We start from the raw sequence: 26,450 nt of genomic DNA on the forward strand, positions 1-26,450 counted from the left end.
CTCGCCGTTCGTCACCGACCCGGCCAAGCGGTCCTCCGTCATCGGCACCATCGACTTCGCCGACGAGATCGACGCGGCCGCCGCCACCACCGACCCGGCCCCGGCCGACGGCCCCGTTCCGGGGTCCGGGCCCGACCCGGCCACCGGCCCCGGCACGGTGGGGAGGGGCGGGCTCGGGCGGGAGGGGGCCGGGGTCCGGTGAGGCGGTGGGTGGTGGAGGTCGTGTGGTGCGTGGGGAGTGTGGGAGCCGTGCTCGGGGGGCTTCTGCTCGGCATCCTTCGGTAATCGGGGCCCCTGGGTGTCATTCGGGGCGGTTAGCATCACCGGCCGATGGAAGCCCCGGCGGAAGGAAGCCCGATGGACGCGCACGGTGACGAGCTGACCCTCTGGTCCACGGGGGAGCCCGCCGTGCGGCGGAGCGAGGGGGAGTGGGCGGTGTTGGCCGGGCGGATCCGGCTCGCCGCGAACGGGCTCGGGGAGGCGTTGCCGCTGTGCCTGCCCGGGGAGCCCGAGGAGTGCGGCCGGTCCGCGCAGCAGCACGCCCTGGCCTGGGCCGCCGAGGCCAAGGCGCGGGCGCACCGGTTCATCGAGGTCAACGCGCCCTCGGAGCACACGGCTTCGGCCTTCGCCGGTCCCTTCTACAAGGACCGGCTCGGCGTGCTGCGCACGGAGCACTGAGCCCGACAGCCGCGGGCCCGCGACCGGAGCCCGCGACTCAGCGCGGGGTGAGGACCGTCCCCGTGTGGGGCGGGAGCGCGTTCGACATGAGGGCCCGGTACGCCGTGAGGAGCGCCTCCGGGCCGGACGCGTGGACGACGTCCAACCAGGCGGGGGTGGAGCGGACGAAGGACTCCTCGGAGGCGGCGTAGCGGGCCCGGTAGGACTCCTCGCCCTCCTTGCCGATGAGCAGCCCCTCCTGGGTCGGGGTGAAGAAGATCCACGGCACCGGGTCGGTGAGGGCGTCGGGGGGCTCGATCTCGGCGCCCGGGTGGGTGTAGCCGACGAGGAGGGCGTCCTCCAGCACCGGCTGGAAGTGCTCGTACAGCGTGAACAGGCGGGCGGCCTGGCCGGTGAAGTCCACCAGGACCACCGGTCCGCCGAGCGTGGCCGTCGGCAGGTCCTCGTAGGTGAGGACCCGGTCGTAGAGGCCGCGGGCCCGGACGAACTCCAGGTGCGCGGCCGAGGTCACGCCGACCGTGGTGAGGTCGGCGCGGTCGCGGACCAGCCCGGCCAGGGCCAGGGCCGTCTTGCTGGAGGCGCTGGTGATCAGCACCGTCCGCGGGGTGTCGGAGGCGCCCAGGTGCTCGGCGAGGTTGAAGGAGGCCGGGTACAGGGGGCGCAGCAGCAGCCGGTGGTCGTCGAAGGCGTCGGGTTCGCCGGCGGGCAGGTACTCGCGGTACCAGGGGTGCAAGTAGTCCCGCTCGGGGGCGGTGTCGGCGAAGCCGCGCTCGGTGGGCGAGGCGGTCAGCACCACCTCCGAGGACAGCGGCAGGAAGCCGTAGTAGCGGGTGCCTACGGCGACCCCGGGGTGCCGGGACTCGGTGACGCGGGCGTAGCCCCAGGTCGGGACCCGGCCGTGCCCCTCGGGCGCGGCGAACGCCTCGAAGAACGGCAGGTCGGACTCGCCGAGCCGGGAGTAGGTGGCGGTGATCGCGGTCAGTGCGAACTTCTCCGCGGTCAGCCGGACCTCGCCCTCGCGCAGCGCGGCCGGCCGGGCGGGCCGGATCTCCGCGGCGTCGAGGTCGTCCCGCCGGACCACCAGGTCCCAGCTCTCCAGATCGGCCACGGCCGTGTCCCCCTCTGTGTTCCGACTCTGCGTACCGACGGTGCCTGCCGACCCGCGCCCGTACCCGTCCGTGCCTGCCCGCGGGCTCCGTGCAGTCCGCGGGGGTACCGCCGGGCCGGGGCGGCCACCGGGACATGGTCCGGCGGCCGTCACCCGCCCCGCATCTCCTCCCGTGCGCTCCCCCACCCGGGCCACCCCGCCCGCCCCGCCTCAGCTGTACGCGTACGCGATCTCCGTCAGGTGCCGCCCGTACGTGGACTGGCGCATGCCCTCGCCCAGCCGGTAGCAGGCGGCCGCGTCGATGAAGCCCATCCGGAGCGCGATCTCCTCCAGGCAGGCGACCCGCTCGCCCTCGTACTTCTCCACCGTCTGCACGTAGTGGCCGGCCGCCAGCAGCGAATCGTGGGTGCCGCAGTCGAACCACGTGAAGCCGGGCCCCAGGTCGGCCAGCCGGACCCGGCCCTGCCGCAGGTAGGCGCGGTTGACGTCGGTGATCTCCAGCTCCCCGCGCGGGGACGGGGCCAGGTCCCGGACCAGGTCCAGCACGTCGTTCCCGTAGAAGTACAGCCCGGTGATGGCCTTGTCGGAGCGCGGCCGCAGCGGCTTCTCCTCGATGGACACCAACCGGCCCGCCGCGTCGGTCTCGCCGACCCCGTACCGCTCCGGATCGGCCACCGGGTACCCGAACAGCACGGCCCCGTCGAGCTGCGCCCGGGCGCGGCGCAGCAGCTGCCCGAACCCGGCGCCGTGGAAGAGGTTGTCGCCGAGGACCAGGGCGGCGTCGTCGGTGCCGATGTGCCGGTCGCCGATCAGGAAGGCCTCGGGGATGCCGCGGGGTTCGGGCTGCACGGCGTGGCTCAGGTTGAGGCCGAGGGGGGCGCCGTCGCCCAGGAGGTCCCGCATCACCGGGGAGGCAGAGGGGGTCGAGATGACGAGGATGTCGCGGATCCCGGCCAGCATCAGCGTGGACAGCGGGTAGTACAGCATCGGCTTGTTGTAGACCGGCAGCAGCTGCTTGGACGTGGCCAGCGTCAGCGGGAACAGCCGGGAGCCGCTGCCCCCGGCCAGCACGATGCCCTTCATCGTCCGGGAGCCGCCCCCGGCCGGGCCCGCGGCCCCCGCGGGGGGCCCTTCCATGACGGCGGTCATGACTCCAACACCCGCACTTCCGGCACGTACACGATCCACTTGCCGCCCGCCGCCCGGAAGCCCTGCTCCTTGGCGATGATCTCCTCGGCGTGGCTCCACGCGAAGAGGAGGGCGTACTCGGGGTAGTCGGCGGTGAAGGTCTCCGGCGGCACCACCGGGATGTGCACGCCGGGGCTGAGCCGGCCCTGCTTGCCGGGGGTGGTGTCGCAGACGTACGGGACCAGCTCGGGACCGATCCCGCAGAGGTTGGTGACGGTGGCGCTCTTCGCGGTGGCCCCGTACCCGGCCACGCTGCGGCCCTCCGCGCGCAGCCGGCGCAGCAGCGCCGTCAGCTCGTCCCGGATCCGCAGCACCGAGGCCGCGAAGGCGCGCAGGGTCTCCGGTTCGGTGAGCCGCAGCTCCTCCTCCTCGGCGCGCAGCCGGGCCACCTCGGGGGAGGGGGTACGGGCTCCGGCGCGGGCCAGCACGTACCGCATGCCGCCGCCGTAGCCGGGCAGCCGTACCGCGTCCACCAGCTCGAACCCGTACCGCTCGGCCATCGCCGTGACCGAGCGCACCGAGAACAGGTAGAACCGCTCGTTGCAGATCTGGTCGAAGGAGGTCTTCTCGATCATGTCGCGGAGGTAGGGGTCGTCGAAGACGAACACCCCGTCGGGGTCGAGCAGCGCGTCCACCCCGGCCAGCAGGGAGGCCGTGTACGGGATCTGGCTGATGGTGTCGGAGGAGTAGACGACGTGCGCCGGGCCCTCCTCCTCGCGGACCGCGGCGGCGGTGGCCGCCTCGAAGAAGTCCTCCCGGACCCGGGCGCCCTGGGAGCGGGCCAGGGCGGCGGCCCCGCCGGAGGGCTCGAAGCCCAGGTGGCGGATGCCGGCCGCGGCCACGTTCCGCAGCAGGGTGCCGTCGTTGCAGCCGATCTCCACGAAGAACGGGTCCGCGCGCCCGGCCAGTTCGGTGTCGGCGAAGCCCAGCGCGGTCCGCGCGAAGTGCTCGCGCATCGCCCCGGACTGCGCGGAGCGGTAGGCGTAGTCGTGGTGGAAGACCCGCTCCCGCGGCACCTCCCCGGTCAGCTGCACCACGGTGCAGCCGGTGCAGCGGCCCACCGCGAGCCGGTGGAAGTACTCCTCGCCGAGCTCCTCGGGCAGCAGGAACGCGTCGGGCAGCGGCTGGGGCCCCAGGTCGAGGAACTCCTCGACGCGGCCCCCGCAGATCCGGCATCCGTTCACGGTCGTTCCGCCTTCCTCACGGCCGCGGCCGCGGCCGGGTACCGGGGCCCGCGGCCCCGTCCTGATCGGGCAGGTCCCCGGCCGGGCGGCCGGGGACCGGGACCGGGCCGCGCCCCCGGGACCCCGCGACCGGAGGGGTCGGCGGGGTCGGGCGGGCGCGGCCCCGCGGTCAGACCGCCTCGATGACGGGCAGCGGGAACACCAGCTTCCCGCCGCCCGCCCGGTACTCCTGCTCCCGCTCCAGGAAGCCCTTGCGGTGGCCCCAGGGCAGCACCAGCAGCTGGTCGGGGCGCTGCGCCTTGGCGGCTTCCTCGGAGACGATCGGGATGCGGGTGCCGGGGGTGACGTTGCCGTGCTTCTCGGCGCTGACCTCCCCGATGCAGGGCAGGTCGGCGGTGGTGATCCCGCAGTACTGGAGCACCACGTTGCCCTTGGTGGAGGCCCCGTACCCGAGGGTCAGCTTCCCGGCGGCCTTCGAGTCGTCGAGGAAGCCGCGGAGTTCGTCGCGGTGCTCGGTGACGCGGCGGGCGAACCGCTCGTAGGTGGCGGGGTCGGCGAGCCCCAGCCGGGCCTCGCGCCGCCGGATCCGCTCCACGGAGGCCGTGTCCACGGTGTGCTTCGACGGGTCCTTCACCAGGGTCAGGCAGAGGCTGCCGCCGTTGACGTCGGTGACCTCGGCGGAGGTGACGGTGAAGCCGACCCGCTCGGCCATCCACTCGATCTGCGCGAAGGAGTAGTACTCCAGGTGTTCCTGGCAGACCGCGTCGTAGGCCAGGCCCTCGATCATCGAACCGAGGTCGCTCATCTCGACCATCCACACCCCGTCGTCGGTGAGGATGGCGTGGATGTCGGCCATGAAGGCCGTCGGGTCGGGCAGGTCGTAGAACATCGCGATGGAGGTGACGACCTTCGCCTTCCGGTCGCCGAAGCGCTCCGCGTACACCTCACGGGAGAAGAAGTCCGGGATGAGGTCGATGTCCTCGGGGTAGTAGGAGCGCCACTTCTCGCCGGTGGGGTCGATGCCCACCCGGGTCAGGCCCGGCACCCGGTAGCCCTGGAGCAGGGTGGAGTCGTTGGCGCCGATGTCCACGACCACGTCCCCGGCCGCCAGGGAGACCAGCCCGGACAGCCGGGCCGTCTTCCCGTGCAGGTGGCCGATCATGAAGGGGCGGATGCTGGAGCGGTAGCCGTAGCGGTCGCCGTACATGAGCGACAGGTCCGCGGTGTGCCGCAGCTGGACCAGCCCGCAGCCCGCCGGGGAGCACTTGAGCACCTCCAGCGGGGCGGTGGGCACCACCTCGTCGGGGTGCGGGAAGATCCCGGTCAGGGCCTGGGTGCCCAGGTCCAGTACGGGCAGCAGCTCGCGGTTGCCGCAGATGCGGCAACGGGTGCACTCGATGATGTCCATGGTGCTCCGGTGGCCTTCCACTCGTCAGGGGCGGGCGGTGCGGTGCTCGGCGGTGAGCCTCTCCAGGGCGGGGACCAGCTCGTTGGGGCTGGGCATGGCCCGGACCTCGGAACGCAGCCGTGCCGCGTTCGCCGCGTAGGAGGGGTCGTCGAGGATCCGCTTGAGGCCGTCGTGGAGCACGGCCGGGGTGAGCGTGGAGGAGTTCGCGGCGTACACGCCCGCGCCCCGGGCCTCCAGGCCGGTGCCGATGGCGACCGGCCCCCACCACTTCTCGGACCGGAAGTCGTTGGGGACGATCACCTGCGGTACGGCGTTCTCCAGGGCGGTCGCGAAGCTGCCGACCCCGCCCTCGTGGACGATGGCGGCGCAGCCGCCCGGCAGCAGCGAGGTGAAGGGCACGAAGTCCACGGTGCGGACGTTGTCGGGGACGGTCGCCCCGTCCAGCTGCTTCGCGTCGAGGGTGGCGACGACCTCGGCGTCCAGGCCCTCCACGGCCTCGAAGAGGTTCCGCACGGCGGAGGAGACCCCGGAGACGGAGGCGTCCCGGTGCGAGATGCCCTGGGTGATGACCACCCGGGGCCGCGTCGGGGGCTCGTACACCCAACGGGGCGTGCTCGCCGGTCCGTTGAAGGGGACCGCCCGCATCGGGAGGTAGTGGACGCCCGGGGTCTGCCCGATCCAGCCGGGCACCGGGTTCACCGTCCACTGGCCCAGGACCGCCGACTCGTCGAACTCCACCCCGTGCCGGGCCAGGATCGGCTCCAGCCAGTCCCGCATCGGGTCGGGGGTGCCCGCCGCGAACCGCTCCCGGAGGGCGGCCCGCAGCTGCGCGGTGCGGTCGACGTTGAGGGTCATCCGGGCGTGCGCGGCGCCCACCACCTTCGCGGCGACGGTGCCGGGGAAGGCCGTCGGATCCGAGATGACCAGGTCGGGGCGCCACTGCCGGGCGAAGCCGATCAGGTCCTCGAAGGTCCGCTCGGGGAAGAAGACCTGCCGGACGCCCCCGGTGAGGTCCTGGATCTCGGTGAGGGCGTCGCCCCAGCAGTAGTCCTCCTGCACGGAGCGGCCGGTGCTCGTGCCGCGCGGGTCGCAGGTCGGGTCGTCCGGCGGCGGGCCGGCGGCGAGCATCGCCTCCAGGTTCAGCGGATCGCCGACGGCGATCCCCGGCAGCCCGGTGCGGGCGATGGCGTCGGCCAGGTCGGGGGGCCCGGCGACGACCACCTCGTGACCGGCGGTGCGCAGGGCCCAGGCCAGGGGCACCTGCACGTACAGGTGGGCCCGGAAGGGGTTGGTGACGAACAGGACACGCATGGCAGACCTCCGTCAGCCGCGGGCGAGGATGCCGCGAAGCGCCGTGATGACCTTCTCCTGAAGGTCCTCGGGCAGCGACGGGTACATGGGCAGGGAGAAGATCTCGTCGGCGGCGGCTTCGGTGACGGGCAGGTCGCCGGGGCCCAGGCCGAGGTGGGAGAACCCGTTCATGGTGTGGACGGGCCACTGGTAGCTGATGTTGAACTCGAAGCCGAACTCGCGGAGCGCCGCGAGGATCGCGTCCCGGTCGGGGTGGCGGACCACGTACACGTAGTAGACGTGCTCGTTGCCGGGGGCCGTGGCGGGCAGCACCAGCCCGGTGCCCTCCAGTCCCTCCTCGTAGCGGCGGGCCACCGCCCGGCGGGCCTCGATGTAGCCGTCGAGACGGCGCAGCTTGCGGCGCAGGATCTCGGCGTGGACGGTGTCGAGGCGGGCGTTGTGGCCGGGGGTCCGCTCCACGTAGTAGCGGTCCTCCATGCCGTAGTAGCGGAGCCGCCGCAGGTCCTCGTCGGTGGTCGGGTGGTCCGTGATGACCGCGCCGGCGTCGCCGTACGCGCCGAGGACCTTCGTCGGGTAGAAGGAGAACGCGCCCGCGTCGCCGGTGGTCCCGGCGAGCACGCCGTTCCGACGGGAGCCGTGGGCCTGCGCGCAGTCCTCCACGATCTTCAGCCCGTGCCGGTCGGCGAGCTCCTGGAGCGGGGCGAGGTCCACGCACTGCCCGTACAGGTGCACCGGGATGATGGCCCTGGTCCGCTCGGTGATCTTCTCCGCGACCTGCGCGGTGTCCATCAGGTACGTCACCGGGTCGATGTCCGTGAACACCGGGGTGGCGCCGCAGCCGTCGATGGCCAGGACGGTGGGGGCCGCGGTGTTGGAGACCGTGACGACCTCGTCGCCCGGCTTCACCCCGACGGCCTGGAGGGCCAGCTTCACGGCGTTGGTGCCGTTGTCCACGCCCACGCAGTGACGGACCCCGTGGTAGGCCGCGTACTCCTCCTCGAAGCGGCCCACGCTCTCGCCGAAGACGAGCTTGCCGGACCGGAAGACGGAGTCCACCGCGTCGAGGATGTCCTCGCGCTCGGCCTCGTACTCCTTGAGGTAGTCCCATACGTGAATGGCCATCGCCGGTCCTTCCGCTGGTCGCAGGGTGGTCGTGTGCCGGTCGCCGGCGGGCCGCAGCGGCCCGGAGCGCCGCTGGTCAGAGGGTGTTCAGGCAGAGCAGGAGGGTGCGGGCCTCGATGCCGAGGTGGTAGCCGTACCGCTGGAGCGCGGCGAGCTGCGCCCGGGACAGCCAGGCGAACTCCGGGGGGACCGCGAGCGGGAGCTCCTCGCCGGCCTCCACCACCAGGTAGCGGGTCTCGGCGTGGTGGAAGCGGCCGCCCTCCTCGGACTGCACCGCGTCGTAGCGGACCCCGGCCCGGGCGGACAGCAGCAGGTCCAGGAACTCGGGGCGGGGCGCGTGCGCCGGCAGGGTGCCGTCCGCCTCCGTCCAGCTCCGCACCGTCGGGCCCAGTTCCACGGTGTCCCGGTGGCCCGGCAGCACCTCGGCGCGCACCAGGGCGTGCGGCACCCCGCCGATCCTCCGGACCAACAGCCCGGCCAGCCCGAGCCCGTGCGGGGCCAGCAGCGGCTGCGCCCAGCGGTGCACCTCGCGGGTCTCGGCGCGCACCCGGATCCCGGTGATGGAGAACGGCCCGTAGGGGGCGGCCTTCTCGTCCGCCGGCCGGATCCGCCCCTCGCGCAGTTCCCAGCCGGGCAGGGAGCGCAGCGGCACCAGCCGGGCGTCCAGCTCGTGGGCGCTCTTGCGGCCGGTGAACCAGCTCAGCACCTCGGTCATGGAGTGCAGCCCGGCCGGCTCCGCCCCGTACGGGCCCGCCGTGTCGGTGTCCTCGCCGGTGCCGGGACCGCCGAAGGGCAGACAGCCCAGCACCGTCCGGGCGTCCATGTTGATCACGCTGCGCAGCCGCAGCAGCCGCCGGATCTGACCGAGGGTCAGCCAGTGGAAGTCCTCGTGCTCGGGGACCTCCCCGGTCGCCTCGACCACGATGTTGCGGTTCCGCTTGAGGTGGAACCAGGCGCCCTGCTCGGACTGGAGGACGTCCACCAGCACCCGGCCCCGCCCCGGCTCCGTGAAGAACTCCACGTACGGGGTGCGGCCGCCCCGGTGCACCCGCGTGTAGTTGCTGGAGGTGGCCTGCACGGTGGGGGAGAGCTGGACCAGCCCGGCGTTGCCCGGCTCGAACTTCGCCTGGAGCAGGAAGTGCAGGACCCCGTCGAACTCCTTCGCGACGATCCCCAGGATCGCGGTGTCCCGCTGCACCAGCACCGGCTGCCACCACTCCGGCAGCGGACCGGCGTCCGTCCGCACGTGCAGGCCCCGCACGCTGAAGAAGCGGCCGGTGGCGTGCGTCAGGTCCCCGGTGTCCGGGGCGAAGGACCAGCCGTCCGGTCCGGTCAGGCCGTCCGGTCCGGTCAACGGGATCAGCTCCGCGCCGAAGGGCCGGCGCCGCTTCGCGGCCAGCCAATCGTCGACGCGGGGACCGGTCCGGGACAGCGGCGTGGCCGCCGAGAGGGCGACGCGGGAGGCGAGGTGCGCAGATGCGGGGAGGTGCGCAGACATCGGGAGGGCTCCTGTGGGTCGCATGCTGCGCCCATCGTCGTATGAGCCCATTTTCCTGAGCATCTTCAGGATTGCGGGGCGTGCGCGGGACACCGCGCGCCCTCGACCGACGTGCCGGGTACAGGGCAAAGCAGGAGATGCGCCCCGCCCGCCCGCTCCCGAACAGTTGAACCACGGGGCCGGTGACGGACCGGCCGGGAGTGCGGGGGTGGGGCATGGCACGGGTGCTGGTCACCGGCGGGTGCGGCTTCCTGGGCAGCCATCTGGTCGACGAACTGGTCCGCCGCGGCAAGGAGGTCACCGTCCTCGACGGCGGCACGCCCCCCGCCGACCAGCGGGCCGCCGGCACAGCGGACGTCCGTTACGTCGACGGCGACATCCGCGACCCGGAGGCCGTCGCCCGACTGCTCCGCGAGGGCCACGACACCGTCTACCACCTGGCCGCCGTGGTCGGTGTGGACCGCTACCTGGACCGCCCCCTCGACGTGATCGACATCAACGTCCTCGGCACCCGCAACGTCCTCGAAGCCGCCTCCCGCACCGGCGCCCGCGTGCTCCTGGCCAGCACCAGCGAGGTCTTCGGGAAGAACCCGGCCGTACCCTGGCGCGAGGACGACGACCGCGTCCTCGGCGGCACCGCCGTCGACCGCTGGTCCTACTCCTCCAGCAAGGCCATCGGCGAACACCTCGCCTTCGGCTACGCCCGCGAGCGGGACCTGCGCATGTCGATCGTCCGTTATTTCAACGTGTACGGACCCCGCCAGCGCCCCGCCTTCGTGGTCAGCCGCAGCGTGCACCGCGCCCTCAACGGCCTGCCGCCGGTGGTCTACGACCGGGGCGGACAGACCCGCTGCTTCACCTACGTGGCGGACGCCGTCGCCGCCACCGTCACCGCCGCCTCCGACGACCGGGCCCTCGGCGAGTGCTTCAACGTCGGCAGCGGCACCGAGACCACCGTCTCCGAGGTCGGCGCCCTGATCGCGGAACTCACCGGCATCGGCACCACGGTGCCGCTGGAGACCGACGAACACCTCGGCGCCCGCTACCAGGACCTGCTGCGCCGGGTCCCCGACACCACCAAGATCGGGCAGGTGCTGGGCTGGAAGGCCGAGACCGGCCTGCGCGAGGGCCTGGAACGCACCCTCGACTGGGCCCGCGCCAACCCGTGGTGGCTGGCGCAGCCCGAGAGCGGCGCCGCCCCGCGCGACGGCGGGGCGGCCGCCTGACGGGCCCGCGACACCGGGAGGGGCGGGCCGCTTGACCCGGGCTGCCGTTCCGCCGAGGGCCCGCGGCGGAACGGCGGTCCCGGTGAGGCGGCCCGCCCTTCCCGTCGGTCGTCCCTACGGGAGACCGATCAGTCGTCGATCTTGTGGATCAAGGCCACCCCGGTCTCCCCGTAGCGCCGGATCCGCGCCGTGGAGTCCGTCCGCGACAGGTAGTCGTGCACGGCCCGGCTGCAGCCGTCCCAGGCGTCGTAGTCGTCGAGGATGACGATCCCGTCGGCCCGCACCTTCGGATACAGGTGCTCCAGGCACTCCGTCGTCGAGTCGTACCAGTCCCCGTCCAGGCGCAGCACCGCGATCGGACCGCCCGCGTACGACGGGACGGTGTCGGCGAACCAGCCCTCGTGGACGTGCGTCCGCGGCGCGGGCACCGGCAGCTCCGCGAGCAGCTTGCGGAAGGACTCGGCGTCGGTGCGCAGGTTGTCGAAGTACAGCGGGTCGTCCGTCCGCGACTGCCAGGTCAGGGCGTCCTCCCCGTCGGTGGCGGTGGCGGGCGGCAGCCCCTCGAAGGAGTCGTAGAAGTGGTACTCCCGGTCCGGGCCGCCCACCTCCACCATGGCCGCGGCCACCCCGCCCTTCCAGGTGCCGCACTCCACCACGGCCCCCTCCAGGTCCCGCAGCCGCTCCCGGACCAGGGCCAGGTTGTCGCAGAACAGGTCCTCGGTGAGCAGGGTGTACGGGCTGAACCGGCGGTGCCGCTCCCGGTCGGCGGCCCGCTCGGCGGGATCCTGCTCCGCGCCGAAACGGCGCAGCTTGCGCTGGAAGCGCTGGGTCTCGTACCAGGCGGTCACGGGGACGCTCCTCTCCGGCCGGGCCCGCGGCCAGGCCGACACGACGGGGGGCGCAACGGGCCTTCGACGGCCGCTGCGGTCGTACGGGCGGTGCGGGGGAGGGCGGTCCAGCGGTAGCGCGGACGGGGGCCGCCCCGCAAGGGGGCACCCCCGCGCGGGGCCCGGACGGGGAGGGCCGGCCCGGGGCCGGTCCACGGCCCGGGCCCGCCCTCAGCCGGCCTCCAGCAGGCGGACGCTGCGCGGCACCGAGGGCACCGCGCGCACCGCCGCCGGGTCCTTCGCGGCGGCCGGGCCCCGACCGATGCCCCGGTAGACGTACCCGGCGGCCCGCAGCTCGGCGATCTTCTCCTTCGGGTAGTAGGCCCGCCCGTCCAGCAGCACGCAGCCCGAGGCCACCGGCAGGGCGGCGAAGTCGATGCCGCGGAAGTCCCGGTGCAGGGCCAGCACGGCCACCGCGTCGGCCCCGCGCACCGCCTCCTCCACGGAGGGCTCGGGCAGCTGCCCGAACAGTCCGGCCGCGGCCCCCGCGTCCACCAGCGGGTCGTGCAGGCGCACCGTCACCCCGGCGGCCCGCAGCGCCTCGACCACCCCTGCCACCGGCGTGGCCCGCAGGTCGCCGGTGTCGTTCTTGAAGGCCAGTCCGAGCACCGCCACCACCGATTCCGCCGGGTCCTTGCCCTGCGCCGCCAGCTCGGCGAGCACCAGGGAGGCCGTGTACCCGGGCATCCCGGCGTTGACCTGCCGGCCGGCCGGCGCGGTCTGGAAGCGCAGCCCGTGCTCGCGGGCCGTCCGCCACACCATCCACGGGTCCTTGGTGAGGCAGGAACCGCCCACGCCGACGCTCGGCAGCAGGATGTTCACGTTGCCGGTGCCCTTGGGGATGGTGTTCGCCGCGGCGATCACGTCGAGCACGTCCGCCCCGTACACCCCGCACAGCTTGGCCAGTTCGTTGGAGAGGGCGATGTTCAGGTCGATCCACCAGTTGTCGGCGAGCTTCACGATCTCGGCGGCCTCCAGGGTGTCCATCGGCAGCACCTCCACCCCCAGCGCCTCCCGCCACAGCCCGGCCGCCGACTCCGCGCAGTCCGCGGTCAGCCCGCCCGTCACGATGGGGAAGGTCCGCAGCTCCCGCAGGGCGGTGCCCTCGGCCAGCCGTTCCGGGCTGAAGGCCAGCCCGAAGTCCTCGCCCGCCACCAGCCCGCCCGCCTCCAGCAGCGGCCGGAGCAGGTCCCGGGTGGTGCCCGGCGGCACCGTGGACTTCAGCACCACCAGCTGACCGGCCCGCAGGTGCGGGGCCAGGTCCCGGGCCGCGCCGCGCAGTTGGGCGTCCGCCAGGGAACCGTCGTCACGCACGGGGGTGCCCACGGTGATCAGGACGACGTCGGCGCGGGCCGCCTCCGCGAGGTCGGTGGTGACCCGCAGGCGGCCCGCGTCCAGGCCGGCGAACAGCAGCCGCGCCAGGCCCTCCTCGTTGAACCGGCACTCCCGCCGGTCCAGTTCCTCCACCAGCCGTTGGTCGGAGTCGATGCCGATGACGTCGAGCCCGCGGTCCGCCAGGGTGCCCGCCACGCAGGAACCGACGTAGCCGAAGCCCACGACCGCCACCGTCGGGCGGCCGGATCCGGGAAGAAAGCGCATCGCGAGAGTCCAATCGCCGAGAGGTCGCGGTCCCGGGGCCCGCCCCCGCGCCCCCGCCGTCGCCGCGGGCGGGCGGAGAGTCCGGGGAAGGGACCCAGGCACCGGATCCTCACCGGTATGCCCGGGTCCGGGCATCTCCTGGTTTGCGATTCCTTTGCGGCCCCTTGCACCGGGCACGACCGGAGTGGGACGAGCGCTTTGCACGGCCTACGGTGGAGGGAGGACCGGCGCAGCCGCACCCGGCGTACCACGGGCCCCTCTGCGCAATTTCGAAGATGCGGCCCGCGGCACCTCCCGAAGAGAATGTCAGCAGCCGCGCGACCCCGCATGAGAGCCTCCTGATGCCTGCACCACACCCACAGCCCGACGTGTCCGCCACCGTCGAACCGCACCCGGCATCACCGCCTCGTCCGCCCCGGCCCAGCCGCCGGATCCCCGTCGCGACCCTCCGGCCCCGCGCCGGCCTCGGCGACTTATCCGTACCGGGCCGTACGCGCCCTGGTCACACCGCATGACATTGAGGAGATCTTCCATGACGGAGCAGACCGTGCCGGTCGCGCAGCTGCGCGACTCGGTCAAGGGCAAGGTGCTACTTCCCGGGGACGAGGGCTACGACGAGGCCCGCGTGGTCTACCTGGGCGGAATGGACCAGCGGCCGGCCGCCATCGTGCAGCCCGCCAACAGCGACGACGTCTCGCAGGTGGTCCTGCTCGCCGCGCAGAGCGGGGTGCCCCTCGCCATCAAGGGCGGCGGCCACAGCGTCTTCTGTCTGACCGACGGCGGCATCGTCCTGGACATGTCCAGCCTCCGCGAGCTGGAGATCGACACCGAGAGCCGCACCGCCTGGGCGGACGCCGGCCTCACCGCGGGCGAGTACACCACCGCCGCCCACGAGCACGGCCTCGTCACCGGCTTCGGCGACACCGGCAGCGTCGGCCTCGGCGGCCTCACCACCGGTGGCGGCATCGGCTACCTGGCCCGCAAGCACGGCCTGACCGTGGACGACCTGCTCGCCGCCGACATCGTCACCGCCGACGGCACCGTCCGCCGCATCGACGCCGACAACGAGCCCGAGCTGTTCTGGGCGGTCCGCGGCGGCGGCGGCAACTTCGGCGTGCTGACCCGCATGCAGTTCCGCCTCCACGAGCTGACCACCGTCACCGGCGGCCTCCTCGTCTTGCCCGGCACCCCCGAGGTGCTGGCCTCCTTCGTGGACCTGCTCCGCGACGCCCCCGACGAGCTGACCAGCATCATCAACGTCATGCCCGGTGCCGTGCTGCCCTTCGTCCCCGAAGAGGCCCAGGCCGGCCTGGTCGTCATGGCGATGATGGTCTTCGCCGGCGAGGGCGAGCCCGCCGACGCGGCCCTCGCGCCCTTCCGGGCGCTGGCCACCCCGTACGCCGACATGATCGCCCCGATGCCGTACCCGGCCGTCTACCCGCCGGAGGACCCCGACCACCACCCGGTGGCCGCGGCCCGCAACCTCTTCGTGGACGCCTTCGACCAGGACACCGCCACCCTGGTCCTGGACCGGATCAAGGAGTCCACGGCCATGATGACGGCCGTGCAGATCCGCGTCCTCGGCGGCGCCCTGGCCCGCTCCACCACCGACACGGCCTTCGCCCACCGGACCCGTCCGATCATGGTCAACCTGGCCGCGATCTACGGCGACCCGGCCGAGGAACCCACCCACCTCGCCTTCGTGGACCGCCTCACCAAGGAGCTCCAGAAGGGCGCCCCCGGCGTCTACGCCAACTTCCTCGCCGACGACAGCGAGGAGCGCATCCGCGAGGCGTACCCGGACGCCACCTGGGACCGGCTGCGCGCCGTCAAGCGCCAGTACGACCCGCAGAACGTGTTCCGCGTGAACAACAACATCCCGCCCGCAGAGTAGCCCGCCCGGCGGCCTCCGGGCCCCGCGGCACCCGTACGACCCAGGACGCGGTCGTCGCCCCCACCGGGGCGGCGGCCGCGTCCTTCGTCGTGGGTGTGCCCCGAAATGTTCCGGCCAACGGCGGAGGACCCCGGGGAGTTCCCGGACCGCCCCGACAAGCCCGCACTTTCGAAGGTGCGTACGGGACCGGCCGACTGCCACATTCGCCCCGTCCGACGGCGAATTCCAGCCGTGGCATCCGGCTGCCCTGCCATCCGAGAAGGTGTGCCTTGACCACAACGACGACCCGGGACGGCCTCGCCGTCAAACCGAACCTGCTCCCCTCGCTGACGAGCCTGCGGTTCTTCGTCGCCGTCACGATCTTCCTGTTCCACGCGACGGGCTACGTGCTGTTCACCTCGCCCCAGGTCGGCAAGAACCTCCTCGACCTGGTCACCATGGGCGGCTGGGCCGGCATGAGCTTCTTCTTCATGCTCAGCGGCTTCGTGCTCACGTGGGTCTCCCGCCCCGGGGACAGCACCCTCACGTTCTGGCGCCGCCGCCTGGTCCGGGTCTTCCCCAACCACCTGCTCATGTTCGGCGTCACCGCGATCCTCGGCGCCACCGTCCTCGGCGCCGTGTTCGACGGCACCGCCGCGGTGTTCAACGTCCTGCTCCTCCAGGCGTGGTCCCCGGACCTGAACATCCGCATCGGCTTCAACTCGGTCTCCTGGTCGCTCTCGGCCGAGCTGCTCTTCTACGCCTCCTTCCCGGTGCTGTACCGGCTCATCTCCCGGATCCGCCCCGAGCGGCTGTGGGCCTGGACCGCCGGGATGCTGGCCGTCATCACCCTCGTCGTGCCGGTGGGCGTGCACCGGTTCGCGGGCGGCGGCGAGGTCATCCCCTTCCTGGAGCTGACCCAGAAGGAGTTCTGGCTGCTCTTCCACTTCCCGCCGGTGCGCATGCTGGAGTTCGTCACCGGCATCCTGCTCGCCCGGATCGTCCTGACCGGCCGTCGGGTCCCGGTGAGCTTCGGCGGGGCGGCCGCCGTCACCGTGGCCCTGTACGCCCTCGGCCCGCACTTCCCCCCGCACTTCCGGATGGTCGCCGTGATGGCCGTCCCGATGGCCCTGCTGATCGCCGCGGGCGCCGTCTCCGACCTGCACCGCGAGCGGACCACCCTGCTGTCCAGCCGCCCGATGGTGTACCTCGGCAACCTCTCGTACGCCTTCTACCTGGTCCACATGCAGGTGCTCGTCTTCGGCGCGCACTGGCTGGGCACCGGCACCACCCCCGGCGGCACCGCGTACGGGTTCGCGGTCATCGCGCTGCTGTTCGCCGTGGCGGTGGGCCTGTCCTGGCTGATGTTCAACCTTCTGGAACAGCCGATGATGCGCCGGTTCGGGGCCAAGCCGAAGGCCCGGCGCACGGTTTCCGCCACCGCCCCGACCGCCGTCCCCGCTCCCGCGGACGGCCCCGCCGACGAGGCCCCGCGCACCCCGGCGACGGCCGGACGCAGCACCGCAATCTGAGAGTTGCCCTTCCGAATTCGCCGGTGTGACGCTGCTGAAGTCCACGGCGACGTCGGCAGGGCCCCTCACACCACCAGCTCCATCAGGCTGCGGGGCCCACGGCGGCGAGATCCGCGGACCCGCCAGACAACGAAGGATCGACCGTGGTCCAGAACCTGGAACGACCCCACGCCCCGGCGAGACCGGCAGGAGCGGCAGTGGCCGCCGCCCGCAGTTGGTGGCGGCGGCCCTGGATCCTGCCGCTGTTCGTGCTGTCCGTGAGCTACATCGTGTACACGGCGCGGCCGTACCTCGACGAGTCCACGGCCCCGCTCATGCCGCACGAGGGGTTCTCGGCGTACTACCCGCTGCTCATGACGCACATCGCGTTCGCCACCGTCGCCCTGCTGACCTCGGTCTTCCAGGTGTGGGGATGGCTGCGGCGGCGGTTCCCGGCGGTCCACCGCTGGGGCGGCCGGGTCTACGTCCTCACCACCGTGGTGGCGGGCGTCCTCGGTCTGGTGATCGTGCCGTTCGCGCCCCCCGTGGGCAAGCTCGGCGTCGCCGTGGCCACGATGCTGTGGCTCGCCTTCACCGTCATCGGCTACGTCAAGATCCGGCAGCGGCGCTACGCCGAGCACCGGAAGTTCATGCTGTACGCCTTCGCAATGGTGATGAACAACTTCTGGGGTTCGTCGCTCGTGCTCATAGGCACCAAGCTCGAACTCTCGATCGATCCCAACTACTACCTCGAAGCCGCCCGCTGGATCGGCTGGGTGATCAACCTGATGCTCGTCCAGTGGTGGCTCAACCGCACGGCCGGTAGGCCGGTGCTCTGACCGGGGACCCGGGACCGGAGGCGGTACCCGGGGGTGCCCCGCACTTCCCGCCCCCCTCCGGTCCCGAGAGCGCACCGGCACATCCATCTCGCTGTCCCTGCGCGGATGCGCCTGAACCATGAAGGAAGGATGCTCGATGAACCCGAGCACCGAGAACGACCCGACCGCCAAGGCGGGCCGCCGGGAGTGGCTGGGCCTGCTGGTCCTGGTCCTGCCGGCGTTCCTGCTGTCGGTTGACCTGTCCGTGCTGTACCTGGCGCTCCCGCACCTCGCCGAGGACCTCCAGCCGGGCAGCACGCAGCAGCTGTGGATCCTCGACATCTACGGATTCATGCTCGCCGGATTCCTCGTCACCATGGGCACCCTCGGCGACCGCATCGGCCGCCGCAAACTGCTCCTGATCGGTGCGGCCGCCTTCGGCGTCGCCTCCGCGCTGGCCGCCTACGCCCACACCGCCGAGATGCTGATCGCCGCCCGGGCCCTGCTCGGCATCGCGGGCGCCACCCTGGCCCCCTCGACGCTCGCGCTGATCACCAACATGTTCAAGCACCCGGCCCAGCGCGGCAAGGCCGTCGCCGTCTGGACCAGCTGCTTCGTCGGCGGCGGCGTCTTCGGCCCGATCCTCGGCGGCATGATGCTGTCCTGGTTCTGGTGGGGCTCCGTCCTGCTGATGGCCGTGCCCGTCATGGTGCTGCTGCTCATCGCCGGGCCGATCCTGCTGCCCGAGTACAAGAACGGCGAGGCGGGTCGCCTCGACCCGCTCAGCGTGGCCCTGTCCCTGCTGACGATCCTGCCCTTCATCTACGGCATCAAGGAACTGGCCCGCGAGACCGAGCCGTTGGCCATCGTCGCGGTCCTGGCCAGCTTCGCCTTCGGCTACCTCTTCGTCCGCCGTCAGGGCCAGCTCGCCGACCCGCTGCTGGACCTCGGCCTGTTCAAGATCCGCGACTACCGCGGGGCCCTGCTCCTCGGTCTGCTGGTCGGCACCGTCACCGGCGGCGCCCTGCTGCTGGTCAACCTCCAGCTCCAGATGGTCGAGGGGCTCTCCCCCTGGAAGACCGGCCTGCTGCTCGCGCCGAGCGCGGTCGGCGTGCTCGTCGCCATCTCCCTGTCCACGGCCCTGGCCACCAAGGTCCGCCCCGCCGCCCTCATGGGCGTCGGCCTGCTGGCCTCCGCCCTCGGGTACGTCCTCCTCTCGCAGGTGGACAGCACCGACAGCACGCTCCTGGTGGTCATCGGCGCGATCCTCGTCAACGGCGGCCTCGGGCCGACCGTGGCCCTCGGCTACGGACTCGTCCTCGCCGCGGCCCCGCCGGAGCGCACCGGTTCGGCCTCCGCCCTGTCCGAGACCAGCGGCGAGTTCGGCGTGGCCGCGGGCATCGCCATCCTCGGCAGCATCGGCACCGCCGTGTACGCCTCCAAGATCTCGGTGCCCTCCGAGGTGCCGGCCGAAGCCGCGCAGGCGGCCAAGGAGTCCATCGCCAACGCCATGGCGGTGGCCGCCGACCTCAAGGGTCCGGCCGCGAACGAGCTGGTCACCTCGGCCCGCGAGGCCTTCACCGCCGGGCTCAACCTGGTCGGCGTCCTCGCCGCGGTCTTCTTCCTCGGCCTGGCCGCCCTGGCCTGGCACTGGTTCCGGCACATGCCGCCGCACCCGAAGCCGGAGGAGGCCGCCGCGGCCGCGGAAGCGGGCACCGGATCCGGCGAGGGCGGCGACGCGGGCGACACCGACGGGGCGGCCGCCGCGGCCTCCGCCGCCGGCATCCCCGCCCAGCCCTCACGGGACGCACGGGAGTCCGAGGACTCCCACGACCCGGTCAGGACCTGAGCCGGCCGCCGTCCGCACCGCACCCGCCGCGCGGGTGCCCATAGGACAGGCCCCGTCCCCCGAAGGAACCGGGGGGACGGGGCCTGAGCCGTTCGAGGGAGCGCGATCCGCCCGCCGGCGCCGGCCGGCCGGGCGGTGGTCAGCGGGGCTTGCGGCCGCAGACGATCGCGTACCCGATCTGGTCCTTGCGCGGGGCGAAGAAACCGCGGTGCAGCCGCGAGAACTCGGTGACGTCCTCCTCGCCGAACTTGCCCGCGACCTCCTCCCGGCGCTCCATCGCCGCCTTCAGGTACTTGCCCTTCATCCCGAACACCCGCGGCCCGCACTGGGTGTACTCCTCCACCTCGAAACCGGCGGCCCGGGTGTGCTCCAGCCACTCCGGCAGGGTGGGCAACTGCGGCAGCTTCAGGGTGTTCATGAAGGTCTCGACCCGCTCCGGCTCGGTGCCCAGGTTCTCCAGGCTGAAGTCGGAGAACACGATCCGGCCCCCCGGCCGCAGCACCCGGAACAGCTCCCGCATCACCTGCGGCAGCCGCGGGGCGTTCTGCAGGGACTCCAGGGCCAGCACCGCGTCGAAGGAACCGTCCGGGAACGGCAGCGCCATGTAGTCCCCGTACCGGAACTCCGCCTGCTGCTCCAGGCCCGAGGTCCGGGCCCGACGACGGGCCGAGGTCAGTTCGTAGTCGCTGACCGTCACCCCCGTCACCCGCACCCCGTGCCGGCGGGCCAGGAACAGCGAGGTCTCGCCCGAGCCGCAGCCGGCGTCCAGCAGCCGCTCGCCGGGCCGCAGCCCCAGCAGGTCGGTCACCTTGCGGGTGATCCGGTGCACGGCCTCCGGCAGCGGGGCCTCGTCGTCGAGGTCGTACCAGTACCACATGTGCAGTTGGCCGCCGCGGAGTTCGTCGGCGATGGGGGCGCGTGCGTCGTAGTGCGCGCCGATGTCCGCGGGGCTCGCCGTCGTCGTTTCCATACCCGTCACTCCCGTCCAGGCGCCACACGCCGTCCGAGCGGCACGACGGCCCATCCTGATCCGGGCCCGCGGAACCCCGCATCTCCCGGAATGCTCAGTGCGGCGCCCGGACCGGGCTCCCGCGACCGGCCCGCCCGCACCGGAAACCGGCAGGTCGGGCGCGATCGGCCGGATCCCGTCGGACGGCCGTGCGGTCGGGGGTCGGGATCCGGCCGAACCCAGGACCGCACGCTCGAAGAAGAGGGGCCGCGGGGGCCGGTGCCAGGATCGGAACGCTCTCCCCCGGTGCGCGGCCGGGGGCCGGGGGGCGGGGGCGGGCGCCGTGCGGGTGCCTCCGCGGGACCGAGAAGGATTCACATGGTCAATCGACGTGCGGTACTGGGGCTCGGCGGTGTGGTGGCGGCCGGCGGTGCGCTGGCCTGGCCGGTCAGTGTGGCGCTGAAAGGAGCCGGGGCCCCCGGCGGGGCGGCGGCGGGACCGTTCGCCGGCTCCGAGCACATCCTCCGGATGGGCAAGGCGGCCATGGCCTCGCCACGGAAGGCGGCCGTGCCGTTCTCCGTACGGATGCCGGTGCCGCGGGTGGCGCGGCCGGTGTCCCGGACGGCCCGCGCCGACGTGTACGAGATAGCCGTCCGCAACGCCTCCGTGGGGATCCTGCCCGGCACGTCGACCCCGGCCGTCACCTACGGCGGCAGCTTCGTCGGCCCCACGATCCGTGCCCGCCGCGGCCGCGCGGTCCGGGTCAAGTACGTCAACCGGCTCGACAAGGCCGTCAACGTCCACCTGCACGGGGCGCACGTCCGCCCCGAACACGACGGCTACCCCATGGACCTGTTCGCGCCCGGCGCCGCGCGGACCTTCGAGTACCCGAACAGCCAGCCCGGGGCCACCCTCTGGTACCACGACCACACCCACCACCAGGAGGCCGAGCACGTCTACCGGGGCCTGCACGGCTTCTACCTGCTGGGGGACCAGGACGAGTACCGCCTCGGCCTGCCCCGCGGCGCCTACGACGTGCCGATCATGCTCCGGGACGCCCACTTCGACGAGGCGGGCGGGCTGATCCTCGACGTGGAGCACCCCGAGGCCCGCTCCACCTTCCTCGCCAACGGCAAACCGGTCCCGTACTTCCCCGTCGCGGGCCGCAAGTACCGTTTCCGGCTCCTCAACTCCTCCATCCACAAGATCTTCCAGCTGGACCTGGGCGGGGCCGAGATGATCCAGATCGGCTCGGACGGCGGCCTGCTGCCGGAGCCGGTCCGGCGCACCCAGCTGACCCTGGCCCCCGCCGAACGCGCCGAGATCGTCGTGGACTTCGGCCGCCACAAGCCGGGCGCCAAACTGGTGCTGTCCGACGCGACCGGGCCGGTGCTCCGCTTCGACGTGGTCCGCGCCGCCCATGACCCGAGCCGGGTCCCCGCCCGGTTGCGGCCGCTGCCGGCCCTGCCCGCGGCCACCACCACCCGCCGCATGAAGCTGGCCGTGGCCCCGTCGATGATGGCCTACGCCATCAACGACCTCGAATGGGACCCGGACCGGATCGACGCCGTCATCAAGGACGGCACCACGGAGATCTGGGAGCTGTACAACGCCGACACCGTGGACTCCCCCTTCGGCGGCATCGACCACACCTTCCACGTGCACCTGGTCCAGTTCCGCGTCCTCGACCGCGACGGCCGCCCGCCGCTGCCCGGCGAGGAGGGCTGGAAGGACACCGTGCTGGTCCGCCCCGGCGAACGCATGCGCATCCAGGCCACCTTCAAGGGGTGGCCCGGCAAGTACGTCTTCCACTGCCACATGCAGGAACACAACGTGGCGGGCATGATGTCCCAGCTCCTCCTCACCGACTGACCCACCGGACCGTCCGGGCCGGGCCGACACCCGGCCCGGACGGCCTAGGCTCGGGCCATGCAGCACGAAGGAACGAGGACGGGCGCAGGGCTGGTGGTCGCGCAGACCACGGTCGACGACGAGGCGGCGGCACTGGAGCTGGCCCGAGGCGCCGTGGCGGCCCGGCTCGCGGCCTGCGCGCACGTCGACGCGCCGATCCGGGCGGTCTACCGCTGGGAGGGCGAGGTCCGCACGGACACCGAGTGGCGGATCTCCTTCAAGACCCCCGAGGACCGCGTGGCGGAGCTGGGCACCTGGCTCCACGCCCACCACCCCTACGACCTCCCCCAGTGGCTCGTCCTCCCCACCACGGACACCTCCCCCGCCTACCTCGCCTGGGCCACCGGGGAAACCCGCCCCGAGACGTAGCCCGGGGGAAGCCCGACGGGGCGGTGGGATCGGCGGTAGGATCGGGGCATGGCAGAGACCGTCGGGAAGTACTCGATCACCATGCCGCGGGAGATCGCGGAGGCGGCGCGCAGCCGTGGCGGAGCCGCGGGCCTGTCGGCCTACGTCGCCGCGGCGGTGGCCCGCCAGATCGAGCGGGACGCCCTCGACGAGCTCATCGAGGCGGCCGAGGCCGAGCACGGGCAGGTCGGCGAGGAAGAGGTGCGGGCGCTGCGCGACCAGCTCCACGAGGCCCGCCGCGCCCAGGGCGTGCCGGTGCCGGGCGAGGCCGACGCCGCGTGACCCGCCCCGCCGCTTCCGCGGGAACGCTCGTGCTCGACAGCGAAGGACTCGCGAAGGCCGTCCTCCGGGACCGCGCGGTCACGGCCTGGCTCGCCCTGGCCCGGGCCGAGGACATGCGGGTCGTCACCTCCGCGGCCACCCTCGTGGAGGTGATCCACCCCAGGATCGGGCGCCCCGCCCTGGAATGGACCCTGTCCCGGCTGACCGTGCTGCCCGTGACGGAGAGCATCGCCCGCCGGGCCGCCGACCTGCTGGCCGGGGCCGGTCTGCACGGGCACAAGTACGCCATCGACGCCATGGTCGCCGCCACCGCGCTGGAGGCCCCCGGCCCCGTCACCGTCCTCACCTCCGACCCCGAGGACCTGATCGCCCTCTGCGGCAGGAAGGCCGCCGTCCTCAAGGTCTGAGCGGTCCGGCGACCCCACCACCCCTCAGAACAGGTCCGGGACCGTCCAGCCGTCCAGGTCGTATTCGTTCAGGCAGGTGTCCACGAAGGACTTGTAGGCGTCCACGCTGCCGTTGGTGGTCTGGGACATCAGCAGCTCCACGCGGGTGTTCTCGTGGTTGCCCGCGTAGTTGCGCTCGTACAGCTCGTGCCGGCCGCCGAACTCGGTGCCCACCGCGTCCCACAACAGCTTCATCACCTTGACCCGGTCCACCGCCTCGACCCCGCCCGAGCCCCGCAGGTAGCGGTCCAGGTACGGGCGGACGTCGGGGTTCTTGAAGTCCTCCACGCTGGAGTTGAGGTAGATCAGGCCGCTGGCCACGTCCTGCTGGATGATCTCCCGGATCCTCGGGTAGCCGATCTGCATGAACCACCGGTACGCCATCCCGTACTGCGGGTTCGGCAGCACCGCGCCGTTCTTCCACTCCACCGGATTGCGGGCGGCCGCGTCGGAGAACGCCCAGAAGAGGTTCCGCCAGGCCAGCACCTCCCCGATGCGGGACTGCACCCCGCGGAAGTCCTTCGTCCCGGTGATCTCCAGGGCCTTGATCAGCAGCCCGGCGATGAACTCCAGCTTCACCGCCAGCCGCGTGCAGCCGTGGAAGGTGAACCGCTCCATGAACCCGGACCGGCCCGCGAACATCTGGATCTTGCCGAGGTGCCCGTAGACGAAGACGTTCTCCCAGGGGATCAGCACCTTGTCCAGGACCAGGATGGTGTCGTTCTCGTCGAGCCGGGAGGACAGCGGGTAGTCGAAGGGGGAGCCCTGCGCCGTGGCCGCCGTGTAGGAGGTCCGGCAGATCAGCTTCATGCCCGGCGCGTCCATCGGCACCGTCGCGATCAGCGCGAACTCCTTCTTCTTGATGGGCAGCCCGAAGTGCGCGATGAAGTTGTACTGCGCCAGGGCACTGCCCGTGGCCACCACCTTCGCCCCCGACACGATCAGCCCCGCGTCGGTCTCCTTCTCCACCCGTATGAACACGTCCGCGACCTCGTCCGGGCCGCGGTCCCGGTCCACCGGCGGGTGCACGATCGCGTGGTTCCAGAAGAGCACCTTCTCCTGGGACTCCCGGTACCAGCGGCGCGCGTTGTCCGAGTACGGCTCGTAGTAGTCGGCGTTCGCGCCCAGCGTCCCCAGGAAGGAGCCCTTGTAGTCGGGGCTGCGGCCCATCCACCCGTACGTCATCCGCGCCCAGGCCGCGATGGCCCGCTGGTCGGCGACCAGGTCCTCGGCGCTGCGCGGGGTGGTGAAGAAGCTGTGGGTGTAGCCGTCGCTGCCGGTGTCCGTCGGCTTCGTGAGGATGCCGCGCTGCGCCGGGTCGTGCAGCGCGTCGTACAGACGGGCCGTCATCCGGATCGGATTGCGGAAGGCGGGGTGCGTGGTGACGTCCTTGACCCGCTCGCCGTACAGGTAGATCTCCCGACCGTCCTTGAGGCTCTCGATGTACTCGGCGCCGGTCTGCGGGCGGGTGACGCGCCGCGGGGCACCGGGATCGGCACCGGAAGCGGCACCCGCACCGACACCGGTGACGGCGTCCGTGCCGGCGCTGTCGGCGGGGAGGTCCTGACGCTCGGCCATGGGCTGGTTTCCCTCTTCTTCCGGCTTCAACGGGCGGGGCGCGCCTGCCGGCTCCACCGGCCGGGCCCGTACGGGCGGATCCGGCCCGCCCCCGCGAACCCCCGGGCCCGCCGGGCATCCCGGGTCCGCGCCCGCGGGACCGGCGGCGGCGCCGCCGACACGGCTCCTCATCGTGGCAGCGCCCCTCCCGCCGCGGCGTCTCCGAGATTGCGGGCAACCCGGAAGATGCGGCCCCGCGCCCGCTCCTGGAACGGTCGGAGCGACATGTGGGCTGTTCCGTGATTCCCAGGAGGACATGGTGCTGACGACCGAGGTGCCGACGCGCGAGCAGCTGGTGGAGCGCGTCTCCCAGCTGGTTCCGCTGCTGCAGGGCCACGCGGCCTGGGCGGAGGAGAACCGGCGCATCCACGAGGAGGCCGTCGAGGCCCTCGCCGACGCGGGCGTCTTCCGGCTGCGCGTGCCCAAGCGGTACGGCGGCTACGAGAGCGACACCCGCACCCTCGTGGACGTCGCCGCCGAGATCGCCCGCGCCGACGGCTCCACCTCCTGGGTCGCCTCCGTCTACTGGATCCCCGGCTGGATGGCGGGCCTCTTCCCCGACCACGTCCAGGACGAGGTGTTCACCACCCCCGACGTCCGCGTCTGCGGCACCCTGAGCCCCGGCGGCATGGCCGCCCCCACCGACGGCGGGATCGTCGTCAACGGCCAGTGGAAGTTCATCAGCGGCGCCCTGCACGCCCACTGGCAGATCATCGTGGCGATTCAGCCGCTCCCCGACGGCCAGGCCCTGCCCGTCATGGCGCTCGTCCCGATCGGCGACCTGCAGATCGTCGACGACTGGCACACCTCCGGGCTCAAGGCCACCGGCAGCGTGACCACCGTCGCCCAGAACCTGTTCGTCCCCGCGGACCGGGTGCTTCCGCTGCCCGTCATCGTGCAGGGCGGCGGCGGGGCCTCCAAGGCCAACGCCGACAGCCCCCTCCACCGCGCCCCGCTGCTGCCCGTCGCCTCCGCCTCCTCCGTCGGCGCCGTCCTCGGCCTGGCCCGCGCCGCCGGGGAGAACTTCTTCAGCCGGCTGCCCGACCGGAAGATCACGTACACCGACTACGCCTCCCAGGCCGAGGCCCCCCTCACCCACCACCAGGTGGCCGAGGCGGCCCTCAAGACCGACCAGGCCGAGTTCCACGCCCACCGGCTGGCCGCCCTCGTGGACGGCAAGTCCGCCACCGGCGAGCCCTGGTCCCTCCCGGAGCGGGTCCGGGCCCGCGCCGACCTCGGCGCCGTCTGCCGCCTCGCCAAGGAGGCCGTGGACATCTACCAGACCGCGGGCGGCGGCTCCTCCATCTACTCCGACGTGCCGCTCCAGCGCATCGCCCGCGACGTCCAGGCCGTCAACCTGCACGCCCTGATGCACCCCGACACCAACAACGAGCTCTACGGCCGCGTCCTGTGCGGCCTGGAGCCCAACACCCTCTACGTCTGACCGGTCCGGGCCCCGCCCCTCCGCGGGCGCCCGCCGTACGGACCCCGGGCCGCGGCCCCCCCCCCCCGGGCCCCCCCCCCCCCCCCCCCCCCCCCCCCCCCCCCCCCCCACACCCACCCGGGGCACGAAAGAC

At 72.9% G+C, this 26,450-nt stretch carries 23 protein-coding genes; 12 read left to right on the top strand and 11 right to left on the bottom strand.

Features of this window, described 5'->3' with window-relative positions:
• Together ABTZ17_RS26560 and ABTZ17_RS26565 are read left to right on the top strand one after the other, a co-directional pair.
• Positions 1–202 (top strand): hypothetical protein (locus ABTZ17_RS26560; protein WP_352198263.1); only part of this gene is annotated, 202 nt, incomplete at its 5' end.
• Positions 203–357: 155 nt separating this feature from the next.
• Entirely contained in the window at positions 358–678 is a 321-nt protein-coding gene (locus ABTZ17_RS26565) for a hypothetical protein (RefSeq protein WP_352198241.1), read from the top strand.
• A 37-nt stretch (positions 679–715) separates the two neighbouring features.
• Here ABTZ17_RS26565 and ABTZ17_RS26570 read toward each other — a convergent pair whose 3' ends face one another.
• The 7 genes from ABTZ17_RS26570 to ABTZ17_RS26600 all read right to left on the bottom strand — a co-directional run bounded on the left by ABTZ17_RS26570 (position 716) and on the right by ABTZ17_RS26600 (position 9,497).
• A complete protein-coding gene (locus ABTZ17_RS26570; RefSeq protein ID WP_352198242.1) occupies positions 716–1,786 on the bottom strand; it encodes a DUF2855 family protein in 1,071 nt (356 codons plus the stop codon).
• 210 nt (positions 1,787–1,996) lie between these two features.
• Positions 1,997–2,869: a glucose-1-phosphate thymidylyltransferase RfbA gene (gene rfbA / locus ABTZ17_RS26575; RefSeq protein ID WP_352198261.1), complete on the bottom strand. Its 873-nt coding sequence runs from the start codon at positions 2,867–2,869 to the stop codon at positions 1,997–1,999.
• Positions 2,870–2,931: 62 nt separating this feature from the next.
• A complete protein-coding gene (locus ABTZ17_RS26580) occupies positions 2,932–4,158 on the bottom strand; it encodes a methyltransferase domain-containing protein (protein WP_352198243.1) in 1,227 nt (408 codons plus the stop codon).
• 169 nt (positions 4,159–4,327) lie between these two features.
• On the bottom strand, positions 4,328–5,566 hold the full coding sequence (locus ABTZ17_RS26585; RefSeq protein ID WP_352198244.1) for a class I SAM-dependent methyltransferase: 1,239 nt from the start codon (positions 5,564–5,566) through the stop codon (positions 4,328–4,330).
• A gap of 24 nt (positions 5,567–5,590) precedes the next feature.
• Positions 5,591–6,877 carry a nucleotide disphospho-sugar-binding domain-containing protein gene (locus tag ABTZ17_RS26590; RefSeq protein WP_352198245.1) on the bottom strand — a complete coding sequence of 429 codons (1,287 nt, stop codon included), beginning with the start codon at positions 6,875–6,877 and terminating at the stop codon, positions 5,591–5,593.
• Positions 6,878–6,889: 12 nt separating this feature from the next.
• Positions 6,890–7,999, bottom strand: coding sequence for a DegT/DnrJ/EryC1/StrS family aminotransferase (locus ABTZ17_RS26595; RefSeq protein ID WP_352198246.1), 1,110 nt, complete (start codon positions 7,997–7,999; stop codon positions 6,890–6,892).
• A gap of 76 nt (positions 8,000–8,075) precedes the next feature.
• The gene (locus ABTZ17_RS26600) at positions 8,076–9,497 is read right to left on the bottom strand and encodes an NDP-hexose 2,3-dehydratase family protein (RefSeq protein WP_352198247.1); all 1,422 of its coding nucleotides are present in this window, start codon (positions 9,495–9,497) and stop codon (positions 8,076–8,078) included.
• A gap of 215 nt (positions 9,498–9,712) precedes the next feature.
• Between ABTZ17_RS26600 and ABTZ17_RS26605 the strand changes: the two genes are divergently transcribed.
• Positions 9,713–10,723 carry an NAD-dependent epimerase/dehydratase family protein gene (locus ABTZ17_RS26605; protein ID WP_352198248.1) on the top strand — a complete coding sequence of 337 codons (1,011 nt, stop codon included), beginning with the start codon at positions 9,713–9,715 and terminating at the stop codon, positions 10,721–10,723.
• Between the two features lie 128 nt (positions 10,724–10,851).
• On the opposite strand, the gene ABTZ17_RS26610 is transcribed toward ABTZ17_RS26605, so the two are convergent.
• Both ABTZ17_RS26610 and ABTZ17_RS26615 read right to left on the bottom strand, forming a co-directional pair.
• Positions 10,852–11,571, bottom strand: a complete 720-nt coding sequence (locus ABTZ17_RS26610) for a TylF/MycF/NovP-related O-methyltransferase (protein WP_352198249.1) — start codon at positions 11,569–11,571, stop codon at positions 10,852–10,854.
• A gap of 210 nt (positions 11,572–11,781) precedes the next feature.
• Positions 11,782–13,209: a nucleotide sugar dehydrogenase gene (locus ABTZ17_RS26615; protein ID WP_352198250.1), complete on the bottom strand. Its 1,428-nt coding sequence runs from the start codon at positions 13,207–13,209 to the stop codon at positions 11,782–11,784.
• Positions 13,210–13,741: 532 nt separating this feature from the next.
• Here ABTZ17_RS26615 and ABTZ17_RS26620 point away from each other — a divergent pair.
• From ABTZ17_RS26620 to ABTZ17_RS26635, 4 genes are all read left to right on the top strand, one after another.
• On the top strand, positions 13,742–15,103 hold the full coding sequence (locus ABTZ17_RS26620; protein WP_352198251.1) for an FAD-binding oxidoreductase: 1,362 nt from the start codon (positions 13,742–13,744) through the stop codon (positions 15,101–15,103).
• A 269-nt stretch (positions 15,104–15,372) separates the two neighbouring features.
• A complete protein-coding gene (locus ABTZ17_RS26625; RefSeq protein WP_352198252.1) occupies positions 15,373–16,614 on the top strand; it encodes an acyltransferase family protein in 1,242 nt (413 codons plus the stop codon).
• A 143-nt stretch (positions 16,615–16,757) separates the two neighbouring features.
• Positions 16,758–17,432 (top strand): DUF2306 domain-containing protein, encoded by a 675-nt coding sequence (locus ABTZ17_RS26630; RefSeq protein ID WP_352198253.1) that lies wholly within the window; start codon positions 16,758–16,760, stop codon positions 17,430–17,432.
• A 136-nt stretch (positions 17,433–17,568) separates the two neighbouring features.
• Positions 17,569–19,260, top strand: coding sequence for an MFS transporter (locus ABTZ17_RS26635; RefSeq protein ID WP_352198254.1), 1,692 nt, complete (start codon positions 17,569–17,571; stop codon positions 19,258–19,260).
• Positions 19,261–19,399: 139 nt separating this feature from the next.
• Here ABTZ17_RS26635 and ABTZ17_RS26640 read toward each other — a convergent pair whose 3' ends face one another.
• On the bottom strand, positions 19,400–20,230 hold the full coding sequence (locus ABTZ17_RS26640) for an SAM-dependent methyltransferase (RefSeq protein ID WP_352198255.1): 831 nt from the start codon (positions 20,228–20,230) through the stop codon (positions 19,400–19,402).
• 357 nt (positions 20,231–20,587) lie between these two features.
• Here ABTZ17_RS26640 and ABTZ17_RS26645 point away from each other — a divergent pair, with 357 nt between their 5' ends.
• The 4 genes from ABTZ17_RS26645 to ABTZ17_RS26660 are packed head-to-tail and all read left to right on the top strand — an operon-like array spanning position 20,588 to position 23,217.
• Positions 20,588–22,081, top strand: coding sequence for a multicopper oxidase family protein (locus ABTZ17_RS26645; protein WP_352198256.1), 1,494 nt, complete (start codon positions 20,588–20,590; stop codon positions 22,079–22,081).
• 57 nt (positions 22,082–22,138) lie between these two features.
• Positions 22,139–22,489, top strand: coding sequence for a divalent-cation tolerance protein CutA (cutA, locus tag ABTZ17_RS26650; protein ID WP_352198257.1), 351 nt, complete (start codon positions 22,139–22,141; stop codon positions 22,487–22,489).
• A 48-nt stretch (positions 22,490–22,537) separates the two neighbouring features.
• Positions 22,538–22,810: a CopG family transcriptional regulator gene (locus ABTZ17_RS26655; RefSeq protein ID WP_352198258.1), complete on the top strand. Its 273-nt coding sequence runs from the start codon at positions 22,538–22,540 to the stop codon at positions 22,808–22,810.
• Positions 22,807–23,217, top strand: coding sequence for a type II toxin-antitoxin system VapC family toxin (locus tag ABTZ17_RS26660; protein ID WP_352198259.1), 411 nt, complete (start codon positions 22,807–22,809; stop codon positions 23,215–23,217). Before ABTZ17_RS26655 ends, ABTZ17_RS26660 begins: the two co-directional genes overlap by 4 nt.
• Positions 23,218–23,241: 24 nt before the next feature.
• Here ABTZ17_RS26660 and ABTZ17_RS26665 read toward each other — a convergent pair whose 3' ends face one another.
• The gene (locus ABTZ17_RS26665) at positions 23,242–24,834 is read right to left on the bottom strand and encodes a 4-hydroxyphenylacetate 3-hydroxylase family protein (protein ID WP_352198260.1); all 1,593 of its coding nucleotides are present in this window, start codon (positions 24,832–24,834) and stop codon (positions 23,242–23,244) included.
• A 298-nt stretch (positions 24,835–25,132) separates the two neighbouring features.
• Between ABTZ17_RS26665 and ABTZ17_RS26670 the strand changes: the two genes are divergently transcribed.
• Positions 25,133–26,317 carry an acyl-CoA dehydrogenase family protein gene (locus ABTZ17_RS26670; RefSeq protein WP_352198262.1) on the top strand — a complete coding sequence of 395 codons (1,185 nt, stop codon included), beginning with the start codon at positions 25,133–25,135 and terminating at the stop codon, positions 26,315–26,317.
• Positions 26,318–26,450 lie beyond the last annotated feature (133 nt).

The organism is Streptomyces sp. NPDC097619, assembly GCF_040302735.1.
GTDB lineage: Bacteria > Actinomycetota > Actinomycetes > Streptomycetales > Streptomycetaceae > Streptomyces.